This window comes from Flavobacteriales bacterium (assembly GCA_026129465.1).
In the GTDB taxonomy this organism is placed as follows: Bacteria; Bacteroidota; Bacteroidia; order Flavobacteriales_F; family PHOS-HE28; genus PHOS-HE28.
Map to the genome: position 1 here is coordinate 1,897,080 of JAHCIA010000001.1, position 17,591 is coordinate 1,914,670.

Consider the following 17,591-nt stretch of genomic DNA (forward strand, 5'->3'; position numbering starts at 1 on the left):
ACCATGCGCTACATCACGAACCATGACCTGATGCCCGCCATCGCGCTGCTGGGCCTGCTGACCATCACGGGCTGCCAGCCCGCCGCAGAGCCCGGTGGATTGGAAGTATGGGTGGAAGGTGCCGCGGGCGAAACGCTCTATCTGGAGAGTTTCTCCGGTCGTACGCCCATCCGGTTGGACAGCACCGTGCTGGACAAAAATGGCCACGGCACCCTGCGGCTGCACCAGTTGCCCATGGACTTCTACCGGATCACCTTCGATGGCTACGACCAGATCGTGCTGGCGCTGGACAGCAACACCGCCTTGCAGGTGAAAGCCTCGGCGGAAGCTTTCTATGCGCCCACTTCCGTCAGCGGCTCCAAGCATGCCGAACGCTTCTTCGCCTTCCAGCGCGATGCGGGCGGTTTCGAAGGGGAGCGCGGGCGATTGCGCGACCTGCTGGCCGAGAAGCCCGGCGACCCCGACCTGCTGGACGAACTCAACCGCGTCAACAACGCCTTCCATGACCTCTGCAAGCGCTACGCGAGCGAGGACCCCACTTCGCCGGTGGCCATGAGCGCCGTGAGCCGCCTGGACATGGGCAAGGAGGTGGAGCTCTACCGCACGGTGCGCAACGGCCTCACACCCGTCATGGGCCGCTCGGGCTTCTTCAGGAAGTTCAAGGAACAGGTGGACCGCGTGGAACAGCAGGAGATCGCCATGCGCATGCAGGAGGAGGAATTGCGCCGGCTGAAGACCATCCTGCCGGAAGGCTCCCTGGCACCGGACATCAAGCAGAACACGCCCGAGGGTGGCACCTTCGCCCTGAGCCAGATGCGCGGCAAGGTGGTCTACATCGACTTCTGGGCCAGCTGGTGCAGGCCCTGCCGGATCGAGAATCCCGAACTCAAGAAGGTCTATGAGAAGCACAAGGGCAAGGGCTTCGATATCCTGGGCGTATCGCTGGACCGCGACCATGCGGCCTGGGTGGAGGCCATCAAGGCCGATGGCCTGCCCTGGAAGCACGTGAGCGACCTCAAGTTCTGGAGCAACGAGGCCGCGCTGGAATACGCCGTGTCCAGCATTCCCTATGGCATCCTGGTGGACCGCGAAGGGAAGATCGTGGCGAAGGGCATCCGCTCGCACGACCTCGATCATCGCCTGATGAAGATGCTCTGATCGTGGCCGCAAGCCGATCGACCTTCCGACCCCGTCTGGCCGCGATGCCGTGCGCGTTGGTCGCGGCTTGGGCATGGACCATGGATGCCGGCGCCCAGGTCGGCGCCTATTTCCAGCAGCGCGTGGACCACGTGATACAAGTGCGCCTGGATGACGAGGCCCACTTGTTGCACGGGCACAACACCTTCACCTACACCAACAACAGCCCAGTGGCGCTGGACACGCTTTGGCTGCACCTGTGGCCGAACGCCTACCGCGACCGGAGCAGTTCGCTGAACAAGCAGCTGCTGCGCGATGGGAACCTGAAACTCCATTTCGCCACGGAGGAAGAGCGGGGCTGGATCGACAGCCTGGACTTCTCCGCCGAAGGCGCAAGTCTCGCCTGGGGCCATCATCCGCGGCATGCCGACATCGGCTGGGTCGCCTTGCAACGACCGCTGGCCTCGGGAGCGGGCATCACCATCGCCACACCCTTCCGGGTGAAGGTCCCCGCCAGCAAATTCTCGCGCCTGGGTCACACCGGGCAGGCCTACCACATTACCCAATGGTTCCCCAAGCCTGCCGTCTTCGATCGCGATGGCTGGCACGCCATGCCCTACCTCACGCAGGGCGAATTCTACAGCGAGTTCGGCAGCTATGATGTGTCCATCACCCTGCCGGCCAATTATGTGGTGGGCGCCACCGGCCTATCGCAGGACAACCCCGAGGAGGAGGCCTGGATGGACCAGCTGGCGCGAAGCTCCGGTGTGGCCGCGCACCAGGGCGATCCGAACGACTTTCCCGCTTCGGACACCCGCCTGAAGACCCTCCGCTTCGTGCAGGACAGCGTGCACGACTTCGCGTGGTTCGCCGACAAGCGCTTCATCGTGCGCAAGGGCAGCGTGACCCTGGAACGCAGCGGCCGGAGCGTCACTACCTGGGCGCTCTTCACACCGCGCAACGCCATGCTCTGGGAGCGTGTCGCCATCGTATCGTTGAACGAAAGTGTGAAGCTGTACAGCCGCTGGGTGGGCGACTATCCCTATGCGGCCTGCACCGCCATCGACGGCACCATCAGCGCGGGGGGCGGCATGGAGTACCCCATGATCACCATCATCGGCAATATGGACAGCGCGGAGAGCCTGGACAATGTGATCGCGCACGAGGTGGGCCACAACTGGTTCTATGGCATCCTCGGCAGCAACGAGCGCCTGCACCCCTGGATGGACGAGGGCATGAACAGCTTTGTGGAGAAGCGTTACATGCGGCTGCGTTATCCGGAAGGTGGGGTGGCCATGGTCGACGGCGTTCCCGGCGCGAAGAAGCTCACGGCACACATCACCGATGGGCACCGTTTCCTCAGTGAGGTGGCCTACCGCCTCAACGCCCGCCGCAACCTGGACCAGCCGATCGAAGAGTGCGCGGTGCACTACACCCAGATCAACTACGGTGGCATCGTGTACAGCAAGACCGCGCTCGTGTTCGACCAGCTCTTCGCCTTCCTGGGCGATGAGGTCTTCGACCGCTGCATGCATGCCTACTACGAGGAATGGAAATTCAAGCATCCTTCGCCGCAGGACGTGCGACGCGTGTTCGAGCGCGAGAGTGGCCGCGACCTGTCGTGGATGTTCGATGAGCTGATCGGCACCGCGCACAAAGTGGACGTGAGACCCGTGCGATCGAAGGGCGACCGGCTCACCTACCACAGCACCGCGGCCGATGGTTTCCCCTTCGCGGTGACCGGCTGGCGAGGTGATGTGGAACTCGGCACCACCTGGGTCACGAGCGCGAAGGGAAGACAGAGCACCACCCTGCCCTGGAAAGATGCCGGCCGCGTGCGCCTCGATGCCGGTGCACGCACACTGGACATCGACCGGCGCAACAACGAGGTACGGAGCCATGGTCCGTTCCGCCGTTGCGCGAAGCCCGAGTTGAAATGGCTCATGGGGCTGGAGAAGGACGACCGCCGCAGCGTGTACTGGACGCCAGTGGTGGCGATGAACGGGCATGACGGATTCCAGGTGGGCATGGCCGCCTACAACACGGTGTTCCCCAGCCAGCGCACCGAATGGGTGGCCGTGCCACTCTACGGCCTGGGCAGCTCACATCCAGGAGGGGCCGCACGTGTGGAGCACCACTTCGATCGGCTGCGAAGCCGCATGTTCCAGAACATCCACCTCGGCCTCAACGCGCGCGGTGCGTCCACCTTCCACGATGGCGATGCGCACGCCTGGTACACCAAGCTCTCCCCCACCCTCGCCTTCGACCTGAAGCGCGATCCCCTCACCCGGCCGTGGGAACATAGGATGACCTTGCGCGGCGTGCAGCTCTGGCACGAGACCCGCATCACACCGGCGGATGGGCCCACCTGGGCAGGCAGCCGGGATGACCTCTATGCGGAAGTGGCGTGGCAGGCCTCGGTCAGGGCGGGACCCTCGCCCACAAGCATCCGGCCGGTGCTGCAATGGCACAGCTCCTTCGCACGCGCATCGCTGGAGGTGGAACAGGCTTTTATCTACGACGAGAAGGACCACCGGCTTTCGCTGCGCTGGTTCGGTGGCGCCTTCCTGCAGCGCGGCGATGGGTTCTACGGGAACCCGCTGCACGCCTGGGGCCTGAGCTGGGGTGCGCAGGACATGCTCTTCGACCACGCCTACCTGGAGCGTGGCGCCGTGCGTGGTGTGGCGGCGCAGCAGTTCAACAAACAACAGGGCGCCTTCAAAACGCCTTTCGTCCAGGGTGGCAGCGAGAGTTGGATCACCGCCTTGAACATGGAGCTCGATCTGCCGATACCGCTGCCGCTCGTGGTCTTCGGCAGTGCGGGCTGGGTGCCAACACGGCGCATCAACGCCATCGGCGGGCAGATCACCGAGACCGACGAAGTGACGAGCTACTTCGAAGGCGGTCTGGGCGTGCGGCTGATCCGCGATGTGCTGGAGGTATGGGTGCCCCTGGTGGTCTCGGACCGGCTGCAGCGGGAGGAGGAACAGTTCGACCGCACCTTCGACCGGCGGATCCGATTCGTGCTGGCGCTGGAGAAACTCGATCCGACCAAGGCGCTGCGCAGGATCAAGCCATAGCGGCAGCGGTGTGCATGACGGGGACAACATTCAACATTCAAGCTCCAACGTCTGGACCATCAGCACGATCTTCGCGGACGTGCAGGCCGGTCAACGCATCCACTTCCTGAGCGACTTCCATCTCGGCATACCCGATGCCGAAAGCAGCCTGGCGCGGGAGAAACGCATCGTCGCCTTCCTGGATGAGGCCGCCAGGGACGCCGCGGAGATCCATCTGTTGGGCGACCTGTTCGACTTCTGGTTCGAGTGGCGCAGGGCCGTGCCGCGCGGACATGTGCGCCTGCTGGGAAAGCTGGCGGAACTGACCGATCGTGGCATCCCCATCCATCTCTACATCGGGAACCACGACATGTGGATCTTCGACTACATCCCGCAGGAGACCGGCGTCATACTGCACCGGGAGCCCGTCACCCGCGAATGGAACGGAAAGCGCTTCCTGATCGGCCACGGCGACGGGCTGGGGCCGGGCGACCGCGGCTACAAATTCATCAAGGCCGTGTTCCGCAACCCCATATGCCAGTGGCTCTTCGCCCGGCTGCATCCGAATTTCGCCTTGTGGGTCGGCGATTTCTGGAGTGGCCGCAGCCGGAAGAAGAGTTACGCCAACGACCGGCGGTGGCTGGGCGAGGACAACGAATGGCTGGTAGACTATTGCCGCGACCGGCTGCGCACAGAGAAGTTCGACTTCATGCTCTTCGGCCACCGCCACCTGCCGATCGACATCGAGGTGGCGCCCGGTTCGCGCTACGTGAACCTCGGCGACTGGATCTCGTGGTACACCTACGCCACTTTCGACGGCCACGCGTTGATGCTGAAGAAGCGCATGGGCGATGGGCCACTGGCCGGGGATGTGCGCATCGCGGGTGGTCCGGCAGCTCAATCGGGGTGACTGAAAATACCCTGCACAGGGTATTGTGACCGGCGGACCCGGGGGCTTGCTTTGGTGCACCAAGCTTCAGTTCCATGGTCAGCCACCGTGTCACAGCCTCCGTATTGCGCATGCGCAGCGCACCCGCGATCGATCCCGGCAACATCGTGCACCGTTTGCCACGTGGCAGTGAATTAGCACTGCTGGATGGCCCGGACACGAACGGCTGGGCGCGAGTGCGCTTCACGGCGATCGATGGACGACGGACCGGTTGGGTCAGCGTGGATTGGCTGGAACCGATCACCCCCACCGCGCCACCGCCCCCGGAACCCGCCTGGCTGGCCGTGGCCAGGGCCGAGGAGGGTGTGGCGGAGCATCCCGGTCCGGCGCACAACCCACGCATCGTGGCCTATCATGCCACCACCACGCTCAAGGCCACCAATGACGAGACACCTTGGTGCTCCTCCTTTGTGAACTGGTGCGTGATGCAGGCCGGGCTGCCCGGCACGCGCTCGGCGGCCGCGCGCAGCTGGCTCAAGTGGGGCAAGATCCTGCACGCGCCCAAACCAGGCTGCATCACCGTCTTCAAGCGCGGCAGTGACCCGAACTCGGGCCATGTGGCCTTTTTCCTGGCCCAGCGCGGTGCGTTCATCGATGTGCTCGGTGGCAACCAGAGCAACAGCGTTCGCGTGAGCGCCTACCGCGCGGCGGACCTGCTGGAATACCGCTGGCCATAGTCCGACACCGACCCCACCCCGATACCGGAAAACCTCGCCCATGCCCCTGCTGATCCCACATCCCTTCCTGGACGCGTTGATCGCCCTGGCACTCATCTACGCGTTGCTGAGCGTGCTGGTCAGCATCCTGCTCGAGTCCTGGAACCACTTCACCAAGGAGCGCGGCACACACCTGCAGCGGCACATCTTCCGCATGCTGGACGATCCCATCAACCACAACTTCGGCTTCCTCTTCTACCACCATCCGCTAATCGCCAACATGCGGCGCGATGGCAACAGCTACCCGCACTACATCGCTTCGGAGGTCTTCGCCAACGTGCTGATCGATGTCATCGCCGAACAGGCTGCGACGATCCGCTACGAGGACGCCGGGAACGGCACCTATGTGAAGGTCCGGGATGGCTATGACCTGCCGCTGCGCACACGCTTCCACACCGCCGTTCGGAACCTGAAGGACAGTTCCTTCAAACGCATGATGGAGAACTTCATCGGGCGCAACGGTGGTGAAGCGCTGGACCTGGACAAGCTGAAAAGCGAGTTGGAGCGCTGGTTCGATGACCAAATGGCGCGAACGGGCGGACAGTACAAGAACGATCAGCGCTGGAAGCTGCGGCTGCTCGGCCTGGCGGTGGCCTTCGGGCTCAACATCGACGCGCTGCACCTCACACGGGTGATCCTGCTGGACAGCGATATGCGTGACCGGCTGGTGGAACAGGCCGATGCGCTGGCGGCCAAATACCAGGAGCGGAGGAACGCCTTGGGCCAGGAGCTTTTCACCGCTGAGCAACAGCTGGATCTGCTGCGTGCCATGGCCCCTGACGAAGTGGACTCCAACGCCGTCATGCGCATGCATGGGCTGATCGGCAAGATCGCCTCCCTCCGGGAGGCCACGGGGAAGGCCGACCATGATCTCGAGACGCCGCTGAAGAACCTGGACTACATGGCGCGCCTGGCCAACCGTTGGCAACTGCCCCTGGGCTGGCACCCGGCCGAAGCGCCACTGAGCTGGTTCACGGACATCCGCCTCAACAAGCCGCCGCCGGGCATGGCACCTTCGGAGCGCGCGTTGCTGCAATACCATTTGGACCGCAATGAGGCCTTCGACCGATGCGAAGGCTCCTCCTGGCTTCGCGCCTTCAAGTGGCTGCTCGGCATCCTCATCACCGGCATCTCACTCAGCTTCGGCGCGCCATTCTGGTTCGAGACGCTGGTGAAACTGGTGAACATCCGCCGCTCCGGTGCCAAGCCGAAGTCGCACGAACAAGACTGATCCCATGGCACGTCCCGTCAACGTCCACAGCCACGTCTTCACCGGCCAGTGCGCACCGGACTACTTCCTGCGCACGGCTTTGCCCAAGGTGCTGGACCCCTTCGCGCCGCAGATCAAGGTCTTCATCGAGAAGCAGCGGTCCAGGGGCCTCATCAAGGCCATCGCCCGGTTGAATGGAAGCAGCAAACTGTTGCGCTACATCCAGTTCGCCGAAATGGGCCTGCAGGAGACGCAGGAAACCATCTTCCTGCAGATGAAACGTGCTTCAAGCGCGTTGGGGCCCGACACGCGCTTCATCGCGCTCACGCTGAACATGGACCACATGGGCACGGGCAGCAGCAGCCACGGCCGCATCGAGGACCAACTGGACGAGGTGGAGCGCCTGCGCAGCCACTTCCCGGACCACTTCTTCCCCTTCATCTCCGTGGATCCGCGCCACCTGGGCGGCGAGGCGTTGAAGGAATGGGTGCGCGTACGCGTGGAGCGCCTCGGCTTCTTCGGCATCAAGCTCTACCCTTCGCTGGGCTTCTTCCCCTTCGATGAAAGGCTGGATGCGCTGTACGCCTGGGCCGCCGAAAAGGAAGTGCCCGTCATGACCCATTGCACGCGGCATGGCGTGTTCTATACCGGGAAAATGAGCGAAGTGCTCGGCGACCTGGCGCCACGTGGCTTGAACCCTGGTCATCCCGCCATGGGCAAGGTCCACGAGCGGATCAAGCGGTTCAGGAACAGCAGGTCCACTTGGAACGCCCCCAAGCACGGCTGCAACATCTTCACCCATCCGGACAACTACCTCCCCGTGCTGGACAAGTACCGCAAGCTGAAGATCTGCTTCGCGCATTTCGGCGGCGATGACGAGATGCTTCCGGGAAAGCACAAGCAGCCCCTGCGCGACAACGGACTCGACCCCACCAACTGGCACGAGCTGGTCCTGGCCATGATGCGTAAGCCGCGCGACCCGGCTTTGAGAGTAGATGCCGATGACCTGTGGGAATGGCCGAACGTGTATGCGGACATCAGCTACACGCTCTACAATGAAGAGGTGTACACGGCACTGCAAGCACTCATCAAGGAAACGCACGCCGGCGATCGCATCCTCTTCGGCACCGATTTCTACATGACGCTGCGCGAGGACAAGGAGGAAACTTTGCTGGACCGCTGCATGGTGCAACTCGGCACTGGACCCTTCCGCAAGATCGCGGAGGTGAACACCCAGGGCTATCTGGGCTCGAAGTACTTCGATCCGTCGCGCAGATTCATTGCTTGATGTGGGTTCAATGATGGACCATGTCACGATCGACCTGGTGCACGTTCATCGGACATACGCTCACCTCCCCTTCTTCCCGAGCATCGCCACCAGGTCCACCAGGCGACTGCTGTAGCCGAACTCATTGTCGTACCAGCCCATCACCTTCACCATGTTGCCCACCACGCTGGTGAGCTGGCTGTCGAATATGCAACTGTGCGGGTCGCCCACGATGTCCACGCTCACAATGGGATCCTCCGTGTAGCGCAGGATGCCCTTCAGCCGGCCTTCGGCCTCGGCCTTGAACCGTGCGTTGATCTCCTCGGCGCTGTGCAGCTTCTTCACCCGGCAGGTGATGTCGGTGATGGAGCCGTCGGGCACCGGCACGCGGATGCCACCGCCACCGAGCCGGCCGTCCAGTTCGGGGAAGATGCGTGTGATGGCCTTGGCGGCACCCGTGGTGGTGGGCACCATGCTCACGGCGGCGGCGCGGGCGCGGCGCAGGTCGCTGTGCGGCGCGTCGTGCAGGCGCTGGTCGCCGGTGTAGCTGTGCACGGTGGTGATGAAGCCGTCCTCGATGCCGCACAGCTCGTGCACCACCTGGATCATCGGCGCCGCGCAGTTGGTGGTGCAGCTCGCGTTGCTGATGATGTCCTCCGTACCGTTCAGGATGTGGTCGTTCACGCCCAAGACCACACTGGGGATGCCGCCATCCTTCGCTGGCGCGGATAGGATCACCCGCCTGGCCCCTGCATGCATATGCGCCGAAGCTTTCTCGCGCGTGAGGAACAGGCCCGTGCATTCGATCACCGTGTCGATGCCCAGTTCCTTCCAGGGCAGCTTGGCGGGATCGCGTTCGCTGAACGCCTTCACCGTACGCCCACCCAATACCAGATGCTCATCATCGTGCCCTACCTCGCCGTGGAACACACCATGCACGCTGTCGTACTTGAACAGGTGCGCCAGCGTGCGGTTGTCGGTGAGGTCGTTCACCGCCACGAGTTCGATGTCCTTCCTTGCCATCAACAGCCTGGCTGTGACGCGTCCGATGCGGCCGAAGCCGTTGATCGCTATCCTCATGGCTTGGTGCTTCGTGTTGTCGATGATCGGTCGTTCTAAACCAGTTGTCCGTTGTCGGTTGTCAGTGGGTGGACGGACAACTGACAACGGGCAACTGACAACTGCATTTCAGAGCATATGCTTCTCCGCATGGTAACTGCTCCGCACCAGCGGGCCGCTTTCCACATGGCGGAAACCTTTCTCCAGACCGATGGCCTGGTAGCGCGCGAAGGTGTCCGGGTGGATGAACTCGGCCACGGGCAGATGCGCCTTGGTGGGTTGCAGGTACTGGCCCAGCGTGAGGATGTCCACCTCCGCGCTGCGCAGGTCGTCCATGGTCTCCAGCACTTCCGCTTCGGTCTCGCCCAGGCCCAGCATCACGCCGCTCTTGGTGCGCAGGCCGGCGCGCTTGGCGCGCAGCAGCACCTCCAGGCTGCGGTCGTACTTGGCCTGGATGCGCACCTGCTTGGTGAGGCGGCGCACGGTCTCCAGGTTGTGGCTGAGGATCTCGGGCGCGGCATCGAGCACCACCTGCAGGTTCTCCCATTTCCCCTGGAAGTCGGGGATCAGCGTTTCCATGGTGGTGCCGGGGCTGCGGCGGCGGATGGCCCGTATGGTGCGCGCCCAGATGTCGCTGCCACCGTCCTTCAGATCGTCACGGTCCACGCTGGTGATCACACAGTGCTTCACGCCCATCAGCTCCACGCTGCGGGCCACGCGCGCGGGCTCAAAGGGGTCCACGGCCTCGGGGCGGCCGGTGGCCACCGAACAGAAGCCGCAGCTGCGCGTGCATACGTTGCCCAGGATCATGAAGGTGGCCGTGCCTGCGCCCCAGCATTCGCCCATGTTGGGGCAGTTGCCGCTCTGGCAGATGGTGTGCAGCTTGTGCTCGCCCACGATGCCCGCCACCTTGCGGTAGTTCTCGCCCGTGGGCAGTTTCACACGGAGCCAGTCCGGCTTGCGCGCCGGCCGCTCCGCCACGATCGTCCCTTCGCTCATTGGATGTACTTCTTGCCGAACTGCACCGACAGGTAGAACTGGAAGAAGAACTGCTTGTTGGCCACATCATCCAGCTCGGCCATGATGGGCACCACGGCCGGATACGCGTCCATGGAGGCGCCCACTTCCAGGGCCTTGATGCCCGAGGCCTGGCCGCTGTACTCGAAGTTGAAGCCCGCCTTGGCGAAACCTCCGGGATAGAGCCGGATCTCATTCAACCCACGGAACCAAGTGGCGCGGCCGTAGATGTTCTGCACATCATGCAGCCCGGGGTCGTAGCGTTCGATCACGATGGCCTCGTAGGGGAAATTGTCCGGCTTGCCGATCTGCAGGTACACCGGCTTCACCAGGCCCAGCGATGGACCGATGGCCCAGATGTAGTTGATCTCCACGCCCGAATGCCGGATCTTGTCCGTGATCTGGTGCTTGCGCCCATAGGTGGGGCGCAGGATGAGCATGCTGTTGGCCTTGCCGTAGAAGTAGCCGCGCGAGTCCTCGTAGTAAGGGTTGAAGCTCTTGATCTCCTTGGGGTGCTTCATGCCCACCATTTCGATCCCCAGCATGCGACGGTCACGCGCGGTGAGGTGCTTTCCGTGCTGGAAGAAGAGTCCCCAGCCGTTGCCATGGATGGTGATGCCGCCGAGGAGTTCCTTCCGGTAGAGCACACGCGTCTCGTCGTAGATGGTCTGCTGGGCCTCCACCTCGGGGGCCAGCACCATCACCAGCGGGATCGCGATCAAAAGGCGGCGCATAGGATGCTCTGAGGGCGGTCACAAAGCTACGATGGGCCAACGCTCCTTCCGGTCATCTTGTTGCCGCGGCCGCCATGTGCTGAACGACCATGCCGCCCATGGTCCGATGACCTGGCTCCATCTCAAAGAGCCTTCCAGAGCATCAGGCCCAGCGCCAGACGCGTATAGATATCGGGGCACCTTGGCGGTTGTTGCTCAACGCGAATACCTACCTTGGATATCCCAACCCTGTCACATGTTCCGCCCTTCCGCCCGCACAGCGGCACCTGGCAGGCGCAGGCCACCAAGATGGCCGTGTCCACCGCAGGCGGTGTGGTGGTCACCGGTGCCGCACCCAGCATCACCAACCTCCAATACGCCACCGTGCGCTATGCCGCCAACGGCACCCTGCTCTGGTCCACGCTGCACGGCTCGGAGCAGGGCGATGACAAGGCGCTGGCCCTGACCATGGGCAGCAACGGCGTGTTCTATGCGAGCGGGCAGACCGCCACCCCCGGCGGCGGCACCGCGTACACCACCATCAAATACGATGTGTACACCAAGGACCATGATGCCGTGCTGGACAGCCTGGGCAACCCGCTCTACCTGGACCGAGAGGTGATCGTGAAGTTCCGGCCGCACCTGCTGGACACCGCCTTCGTGGACAACAAGAACATGCAGCACACCACGCTGGACAAGCTGGTGCCGGACAGTGTGGCGGGCGCCATCGCCGCCAAGCTGGGCGTGGCCGCTTCACGCCTGCGCGTAGTGAAGACCTTCCTGACCTGGACGCGCGCCGACAGCATCTCCGTCAGCCGCCTGGGCGAGGAGCTGCGCCTTCCTAAGTTCTGGAGCGTATTCGGCATGGAGACCGGCGGGATGGAGCCGGTGGAGGCTTGCGATAGCCTCCGTTCGCTTTACCATCATTTGGCTTATACCCACACCAATTTGCTCTTTCAGTTCTACACGAACGATCCCATCTACGACGAAGGGTGGCAAAGCAGCCTGAAGCCCAAGGCAGAGTATCCTGATGCGCACATCAACATCGAACCCGCATGGGCCATCCAGGCCGGACAACCTTTCATCAAAGTGGGGATCGTGGACACGCCAATAAACTGGGACCATGAGGATTTCATATACCAGGGCCAAACCAAGATCTTAAGCGGATATGATTACCATCCTCCGGGAGTAGAAATTCTTCCAACCCTCGGAACCTATAATGCCAGTGGCTGGCATGGAACAGCTTGCGCGAGCATAGTCGGTTCGCTAAGGAACAATGGAATCGGCGTCGCTGGTATCGCCGGGGGCGATGTGAATGGCACTGGGAACACAGGCGCCTCCATCGTGCCACTTGTAGTTGGTGGAGGTACAAATTATCTCGAGCTTGATATCGCTGCTGCAGCTGTTGTGAATGGCTCCTCGCAGAACTCTGGCAGCAACAACGGCTTCGGATGCCATGTACTCAACATTAGTTGGGGAGCCGACCACCCACCACCCTCCCAGCCGTATCCGATACTACTTGCGGAGGCTGTACTTACCGCCAATCAGAATCACTGTGCCATAGCCGCCTCTCATGGGAATTACGGTGTCGACCAATCCGTCTTTCGAGCCTTGCCATCTGCGTTCGCCGAACATCCCGATGGTCCCCATGGGATCATCGGCGACGGTGTCATGTTAAGTGTTGGAGCCACCGGCGATGATGGACGGCAATTATTATCCGAGAGCAACAACACCAATGGCGTCCCCATCAACTCCAATCATCACTTTGGCTTAGACCTCGTGGCGCCAGGCAGCAGCAACATCGTATTCACGGCACTTGGCGGTTCGTTGCCAAGCGCACTCAACTGCAATGACCTGCCATGGGAAACATTCGGATTCCCTCAGAAATATGCCTGTTTCCAAGGCACTTCCTCGGCCGCGCCTCATGTGGCGGGTGTTGCGGCGTTAATGCTCGCTGAGCATAGCGTGATCAACGGGGCGCCCAATGGACTAGCGCCCGAGGATATCGAACATATTCTGGAGCAGAGTGCCAAGGACATCTTCGACTTGGAAACGGAATGGCCTCCTTATGAAGACTATCAAGTGGGCTACGATGACTACCACGGTCACGGCCGCCTGGATGCTGGAGCGGCATTGGAACTTGTAACCGCCCCGCATTGTGTGGTCCATTCCAGCGCACCACTATCGACCGATTCACAACAATTCTCCAACGAAGTCATCACTATTCCTCCGAACAACCTCTTGGGGCTTCCGCACGGGGAGTACAACGCCTATCGCGTCATGGTGACACATGAGTACTTTGATGGATTCCCGATCACAGCCGAGATCATCGTCCCGGGTGGCTCCTGGGGGCGCGAAAGCTCGACGATTGGCACTCATGGAAGCGGATCCGTGGTGAACGGCCGGACCTGGGCCAACTACGTGTTCGTCATCAATGGCAACTCAGTGGATGTTACAGCAACCACGAGTACCTGGTTCATCCTTAACAGTACAGACAACAGCATTGTAGTGAACGAATGGTTCCCGGCGGTGCCCGGCGAGCTTCGCACTGCCTACTCGCTATTGGTGGTCGATGGTGACTGCTGGGGACCAAGCACAGTGAGCACTGATGAAGTCATCAGTGGAAATGGTATCGTGGTATACCCCAATCCTGCCAGCGACATGCTCACCATCGATATTGGTGACCTGGCCGCACCCGGTTGGGAGCTGACGATCATTGACGCTCTTGGGCGCAAGGTGATCTCCGAAGCCATGGGAGCACAGCGGTTGGTGCGCATGCCAGTTGGCCAACTTAGAGCGGGCGCTTATTGCTTGCTATTGCGCCGCCACAATGAAGTCCATACCCGCCGCTTCATCAAACAAAACTGACCATGAGGTGCCCACTCTTGATTGCTGTGGCGGCCCTCCTCATGTCTACCAGTGGCTTTCCGTACCTGGCGGCACAAACGCCTCCCACCATCCTGTGGCAGTTCAACTATGGCGGCAGCATGCACGATGCGGGCCATTGTATCTCCCCCACCAGCGATGGCGGCTACGTCATTGCAGGGCGTACGGACTCCAATGACGGTGACATCTCTGGCCATCATGGTCTCAGCGACATATGGGTCATCAAGCTACAGGGGGACGGTAGCATGGATTGGCAGCGTTGCTACGGAGGAAGCGAGTGGGAGGAGAATGTGGCCGTGATCCACGCAACTTCTGATGGCGGTTACATTATAGGGGGATCCACTTCATCATTTGATGGTGATGTTGAATGCCCGGGATCCAACGGGCCGCGGATCTGGCTGGTCAAGCTAGAATCCAACGGGGAGATCGAGTGGCAGCGATGCTTGGGCGGATCAGGGTTCGATATCCTCTATTCCATTTCGGAACGGAATTATTAAGATGTTGGGCGGATGGCATTTTCCACCAACGTCTCGAACATGTCGTCATGGTGCCGGTTGTTGTATTTGAAGGCGAACTCGCACACGTAGCGCGGCAGGTGTTTGGGGCTTACCTGGTGGTATTGGCCCACGATGCCGCGCTTCATGAGCGCCCAGAAACTTTCGATGGTGTTGGTGTTCACGCCCTTGTATGAGTAGGCACGGGCGTGGTCGATCTTGATGTGGTCAATGATCCGGTCAAGGCGGGAGTAGCCCGAGTAGTTGTCCGTGATCAGCAAGGCGTCCTCGGTGGCCACGTGCCGTTCCACCATGGCCCGCAGGTTCTTGGCCGTTAGGGAGCGCATCACTTGGGCCACCACGGTGCCGTCACGCTGCACAATGCCCACCACCGGCACCTTCTTGGTGCCGCGCCCGCGCTTTACGTTGGTGGCCACCCGCGCCGGGTTGCCACGCAGGGGCCGCAGGTCGAAGCCGTCGGCCTTGGCATCCTTCACACGCTGGTTCATGGCAACGCGCTGCCCCGCCGTCATGCGTACAAGGTTGGGCTTGCGCGGCTTGCCGCCCACGAAGGTCTCGTCCATTTCCACCACGTCGTTGAGCGGGTCCATGTCGGCCTGCTCCATGGCCATAAGGTCCCGGATCTTGTGGTACATGGCCCATGCCGTTGGGTAACTTACCCCAAGGTTGCGGTGTAGCTGCAACGCACTGAGGCCCTTCTTCGCATCGGCCACGATACCGAAGGCATAGAGCCACGTGCGCAAGGGTAACCGGGTACCCTGCAACGGGGTGCCTACGGTAACGAAGGTGGACCGCCCACACCCAAGGCATTTGTGCCGCAGGTCTTGGTAACGAGCGCCAAGTTTGGTACCCTTGCAATAGGCACACTTCGGGCGCTTACCCCAGCGCACCCGCTCGAAATGCGCCACGGCATCGACTTCCGTGGGGAAGCGATTGGAGATCTCAACGACGTTCATGGGTTGTCGAAACGTTCAGTACAGTATATCAGAAGCGCGCCAACAATAAGCCCAACTATGCAACAGAGCAAGAGTTCATGAAGTGGTATCCCTCTACGGCAGTAGTAGACACCTTCACGACCCTTAACCCGGACTGGGTTATTGCGGCATTCACAGTCATCATTACCATTGTCACATGGTGGCAGGGACGATTGATACGAAGGGCCAACATTGTTGCGCGCAATGCTGCCGATGCCGCCAAAATATCCGCCGATGCCGCCGTACAAACTGCGTCCGATATGCGGGAGGCTGAGCGCGGCAGGGTTGGGGTATCCTCCATGTCCATGGACTACACCGACACTCTTCGCATCCGCTATGCCCTTTTGAACTACGGCCGGTCCTCCATAGAAATCCGGCAGGTGAACTATCGGTATGAATTGCACGGAAGCAAAGGCGTCGTTCATGTTAGCGACATCACCCAGGGCGGATCGCTTCTCATATTGGGTTCGGGCGAAAGAATAGACAGCTCGGAACGGCGCGAAAAGGCATCCCATTCCGGAGAGGGCCTGTTGCCTCCAATGGGTCCGTGGGATATGACCCCCGAAATGCACAACAGCATTCTGGAGAATTACGAAGGCACCCAATTGTTCATCATTGGGTGTATCGTCTATTCCACGGCATTCGGCACCTTGTACCATTGGCGCTTCCGGTTGGGGTATGAAGCAAGCCGTGGCATGTTTGCCAATGACTTCCGAAGAGGTAATGAAGAGGTGCCTTTCACAGGCGACCCCACGCAGCCCCATCAGTGCGAGTAGGCATGTTAAAAGACACCGCCCAACAACTTTACAATTCCGTTCCATTTTGACTTTTGAGGACGGATTCCTGATCTGCGCAAGCAGCACTTCAAGCGATGGCGATGCGGTGGGCAATCATGGCCTCTCAGATATGTTGCTGGTCAAGACCGACAACGCAGGCAATACGATATGGAGCCGGTGCTACGGAGGAAGTCAAAGTGATGGGGGCTTGCGGGTCATCGCCTCCAATGCGGGAGGTAGCATCATTGTGGGCCAGACGAGTTCCAACGACGGGGACCTCGTCGGCAACAATCCCTACTATGCTGAACCTGTACCCAGTACCACAGGTTGGGTCATGAAGGTGGATGCCGAAGGGGATATCATCTGGCAGCGATGCGTTGGCGGATTGGGCAACGAATTTCTCTACGATGTGAAAGAGGCTCAGGATGGCTCCATCTGGGCGGTTGGGTACACCAACTCCAATAATGGTGATGTCACCGGCAATCAAGGTGGCGGAGACGCATGGATTGTCAAGCTGAATGGAGCCGGGGAGTTGATCGGCACCAAATGCTTCGGAGGCACGGCACATGATCGCTTCGGGGGCATAAACGTGCTGCCTTCCGGCAATGCTATTGTCGTTGGCAGGACGATCTCGGCGGATGGAGACATTTCAGATCCTTTGGGTGGGCTGGATGTCTGGGTAGTATGTGTATCCTCAGATCTGGAGGTCATATGGCAGCGCACCATGGGTGGCAGCACAAATGACCTGGCGGAAGGAATCGCACCGGCTTCAGATGGTAGTGTGGTCATCACCGGGTATAGCCAGTCATCCGATGGCGACCTCACAGGCAACCATGGCGAAGCCGACGTATGGGTCGTCAAACTCGCCCCCTGGGAGGTAGGCATTGCCGAGCATGGCACGCCGCAGGCGCTGCATCTGTACCCATCACCCGTGCAAGACCATTTGCAGGTGGAATGGGAAGGCCCCCATGCCGCCGTGCTGCATTGGACCATCGTGGACCTCACCGGCCGGCCCGTGGCCCAAGGCCGTTCGGCGGGGGGGCGCTGGTCCGTGCCGGTGGCGCATTTGGCGCCGGGCACTTATGTGATGTGGGTACATGGGCCCCGAGGTATGTCCGGCGGCCGATTCGTGAAGGAGTGACTTGGGACCAGTTTGGATAGGGCAGCTGCCGATCGGTCAATAGCCACCATGAAAAAAGGGAAGCCCGGCCCCCTTGGAGGACCGGGCTGTGGTTCAGCAACGCTATCGCCGATCAGGCGGGCCGCTCCGTGGTCTTGGGCGGCAGCTTGCCGTAGGCGGGGCAGCTCTTGTG

Annotated in this window: 13 protein-coding genes; 9 read left to right on the forward strand and 4 right to left on the reverse strand. The window is 61.5% G+C overall.

Going from position 1 to position 17,591, the window contains the following annotated elements; all coding sequences use genetic code 11:
* The first annotated feature begins 3 nt into the window (after positions 1 to 3).
* The 5 genes from KIT10_08115 (at position 4) to KIT10_08135 (ending at position 8,359) form a co-directional block, all read left to right on the forward strand.
* On the forward strand, positions 4 to 1,158 hold the full coding sequence (locus KIT10_08115) for an AhpC/TSA family protein (protein MCW5899222.1): 1,155 nt from the start codon (positions 4 to 6) through the stop codon (positions 1,156 to 1,158).
* 2,907 nt (positions 1,159 to 4,065) lie between these two features.
* Entirely contained in the window at positions 4,066 to 5,106 is a 1,041-nt protein-coding gene (locus tag KIT10_08120; GenBank protein MCW5899223.1) for a UDP-2,3-diacylglucosamine diphosphatase, read from the forward strand.
* Positions 5,107 to 5,180: 74 nt separating this feature from the next.
* Complete coding sequence (locus KIT10_08125; protein ID MCW5899224.1) at positions 5,181 to 5,822, forward strand: TIGR02594 family protein; 642 nt, start codon at positions 5,181 to 5,183, stop codon at positions 5,820 to 5,822.
* 40 nt (positions 5,823 to 5,862) lie between these two features.
* Entirely contained in the window at positions 5,863 to 7,092 is a 1,230-nt protein-coding gene (locus KIT10_08130; GenBank protein MCW5899225.1) for a hypothetical protein, read from the forward strand.
* A 4-nt stretch (positions 7,093 to 7,096) separates the two neighbouring features.
* Positions 7,097 to 8,359, forward strand: a complete 1,263-nt coding sequence (locus tag KIT10_08135) for an amidohydrolase family protein (protein ID MCW5899226.1) — start codon at positions 7,097 to 7,099, stop codon at positions 8,357 to 8,359.
* 60 nt (positions 8,360 to 8,419) lie between these two features.
* On the opposite strand, the gene gap is transcribed toward KIT10_08135, so the two are convergent.
* The 3 genes from gap to KIT10_08150 all read right to left on the reverse strand — a co-directional run bounded on the left by gap (position 8,420) and on the right by KIT10_08150 (position 11,148).
* Positions 8,420 to 9,418 carry a type I glyceraldehyde-3-phosphate dehydrogenase gene (gene gap, locus KIT10_08140; GenBank protein MCW5899227.1) on the reverse strand — a complete coding sequence of 333 codons (999 nt, stop codon included), beginning with the start codon at positions 9,416 to 9,418 and terminating at the stop codon, positions 8,420 to 8,422.
* A gap of 108 nt (positions 9,419 to 9,526) precedes the next feature.
* Positions 9,527 to 10,396: a lipoyl synthase gene (lipA, locus tag KIT10_08145; GenBank protein ID MCW5899228.1), complete on the reverse strand. Its 870-nt coding sequence runs from the start codon at positions 10,394 to 10,396 to the stop codon at positions 9,527 to 9,529.
* On the reverse strand, positions 10,393 to 11,148 hold the full coding sequence (locus KIT10_08150; protein ID MCW5899229.1) for a hypothetical protein: 756 nt from the start codon (positions 11,146 to 11,148) through the stop codon (positions 10,393 to 10,395). Before KIT10_08150 ends, lipA begins: the two co-directional genes overlap by 4 nt.
* A gap of 288 nt (positions 11,149 to 11,436) precedes the next feature.
* Between KIT10_08150 and KIT10_08155 the strand changes: the two genes are divergently transcribed.
* Positions 11,437 to 13,995: a S8 family serine peptidase gene (locus KIT10_08155; GenBank protein ID MCW5899230.1), complete on the forward strand. Its 2,559-nt coding sequence runs from the start codon at positions 11,437 to 11,439 to the stop codon at positions 13,993 to 13,995.
* A 2-nt stretch (positions 13,996 to 13,997) separates the two neighbouring features.
* A complete protein-coding gene (locus KIT10_08160) occupies positions 13,998 to 14,510 on the forward strand; it encodes a hypothetical protein (protein ID MCW5899231.1) in 513 nt (170 codons plus the stop codon).
* Here the strand turns inward: KIT10_08160 and KIT10_08165 are convergent.
* Complete coding sequence (locus KIT10_08165; protein ID MCW5899232.1) at positions 14,507 to 15,271, reverse strand: IS1595 family transposase; 765 nt, start codon at positions 15,269 to 15,271, stop codon at positions 14,507 to 14,509. The two genes, KIT10_08160 and KIT10_08165, sit on opposite strands and share 4 nt — an antisense overlap.
* A 290-nt stretch (positions 15,272 to 15,561) precedes the next feature.
* On the opposite strand from KIT10_08165, the gene KIT10_08170 reads away from it, so the two are divergent.
* Together KIT10_08170 and KIT10_08175 are read left to right on the forward strand one after the other, a co-directional pair.
* Positions 15,562 to 16,278: a hypothetical protein gene (locus KIT10_08170; protein ID MCW5899233.1), complete on the forward strand. Its 717-nt coding sequence runs from the start codon at positions 15,562 to 15,564 to the stop codon at positions 16,276 to 16,278.
* Positions 16,208 to 17,419: a hypothetical protein gene (locus tag KIT10_08175; protein MCW5899234.1), complete on the forward strand. Its 1,212-nt coding sequence runs from the start codon at positions 16,208 to 16,210 to the stop codon at positions 17,417 to 17,419. Before KIT10_08170 ends, KIT10_08175 begins: the two co-directional genes overlap by 71 nt.
* Positions 17,420 to 17,591: the final 172 nt, after the last annotated feature.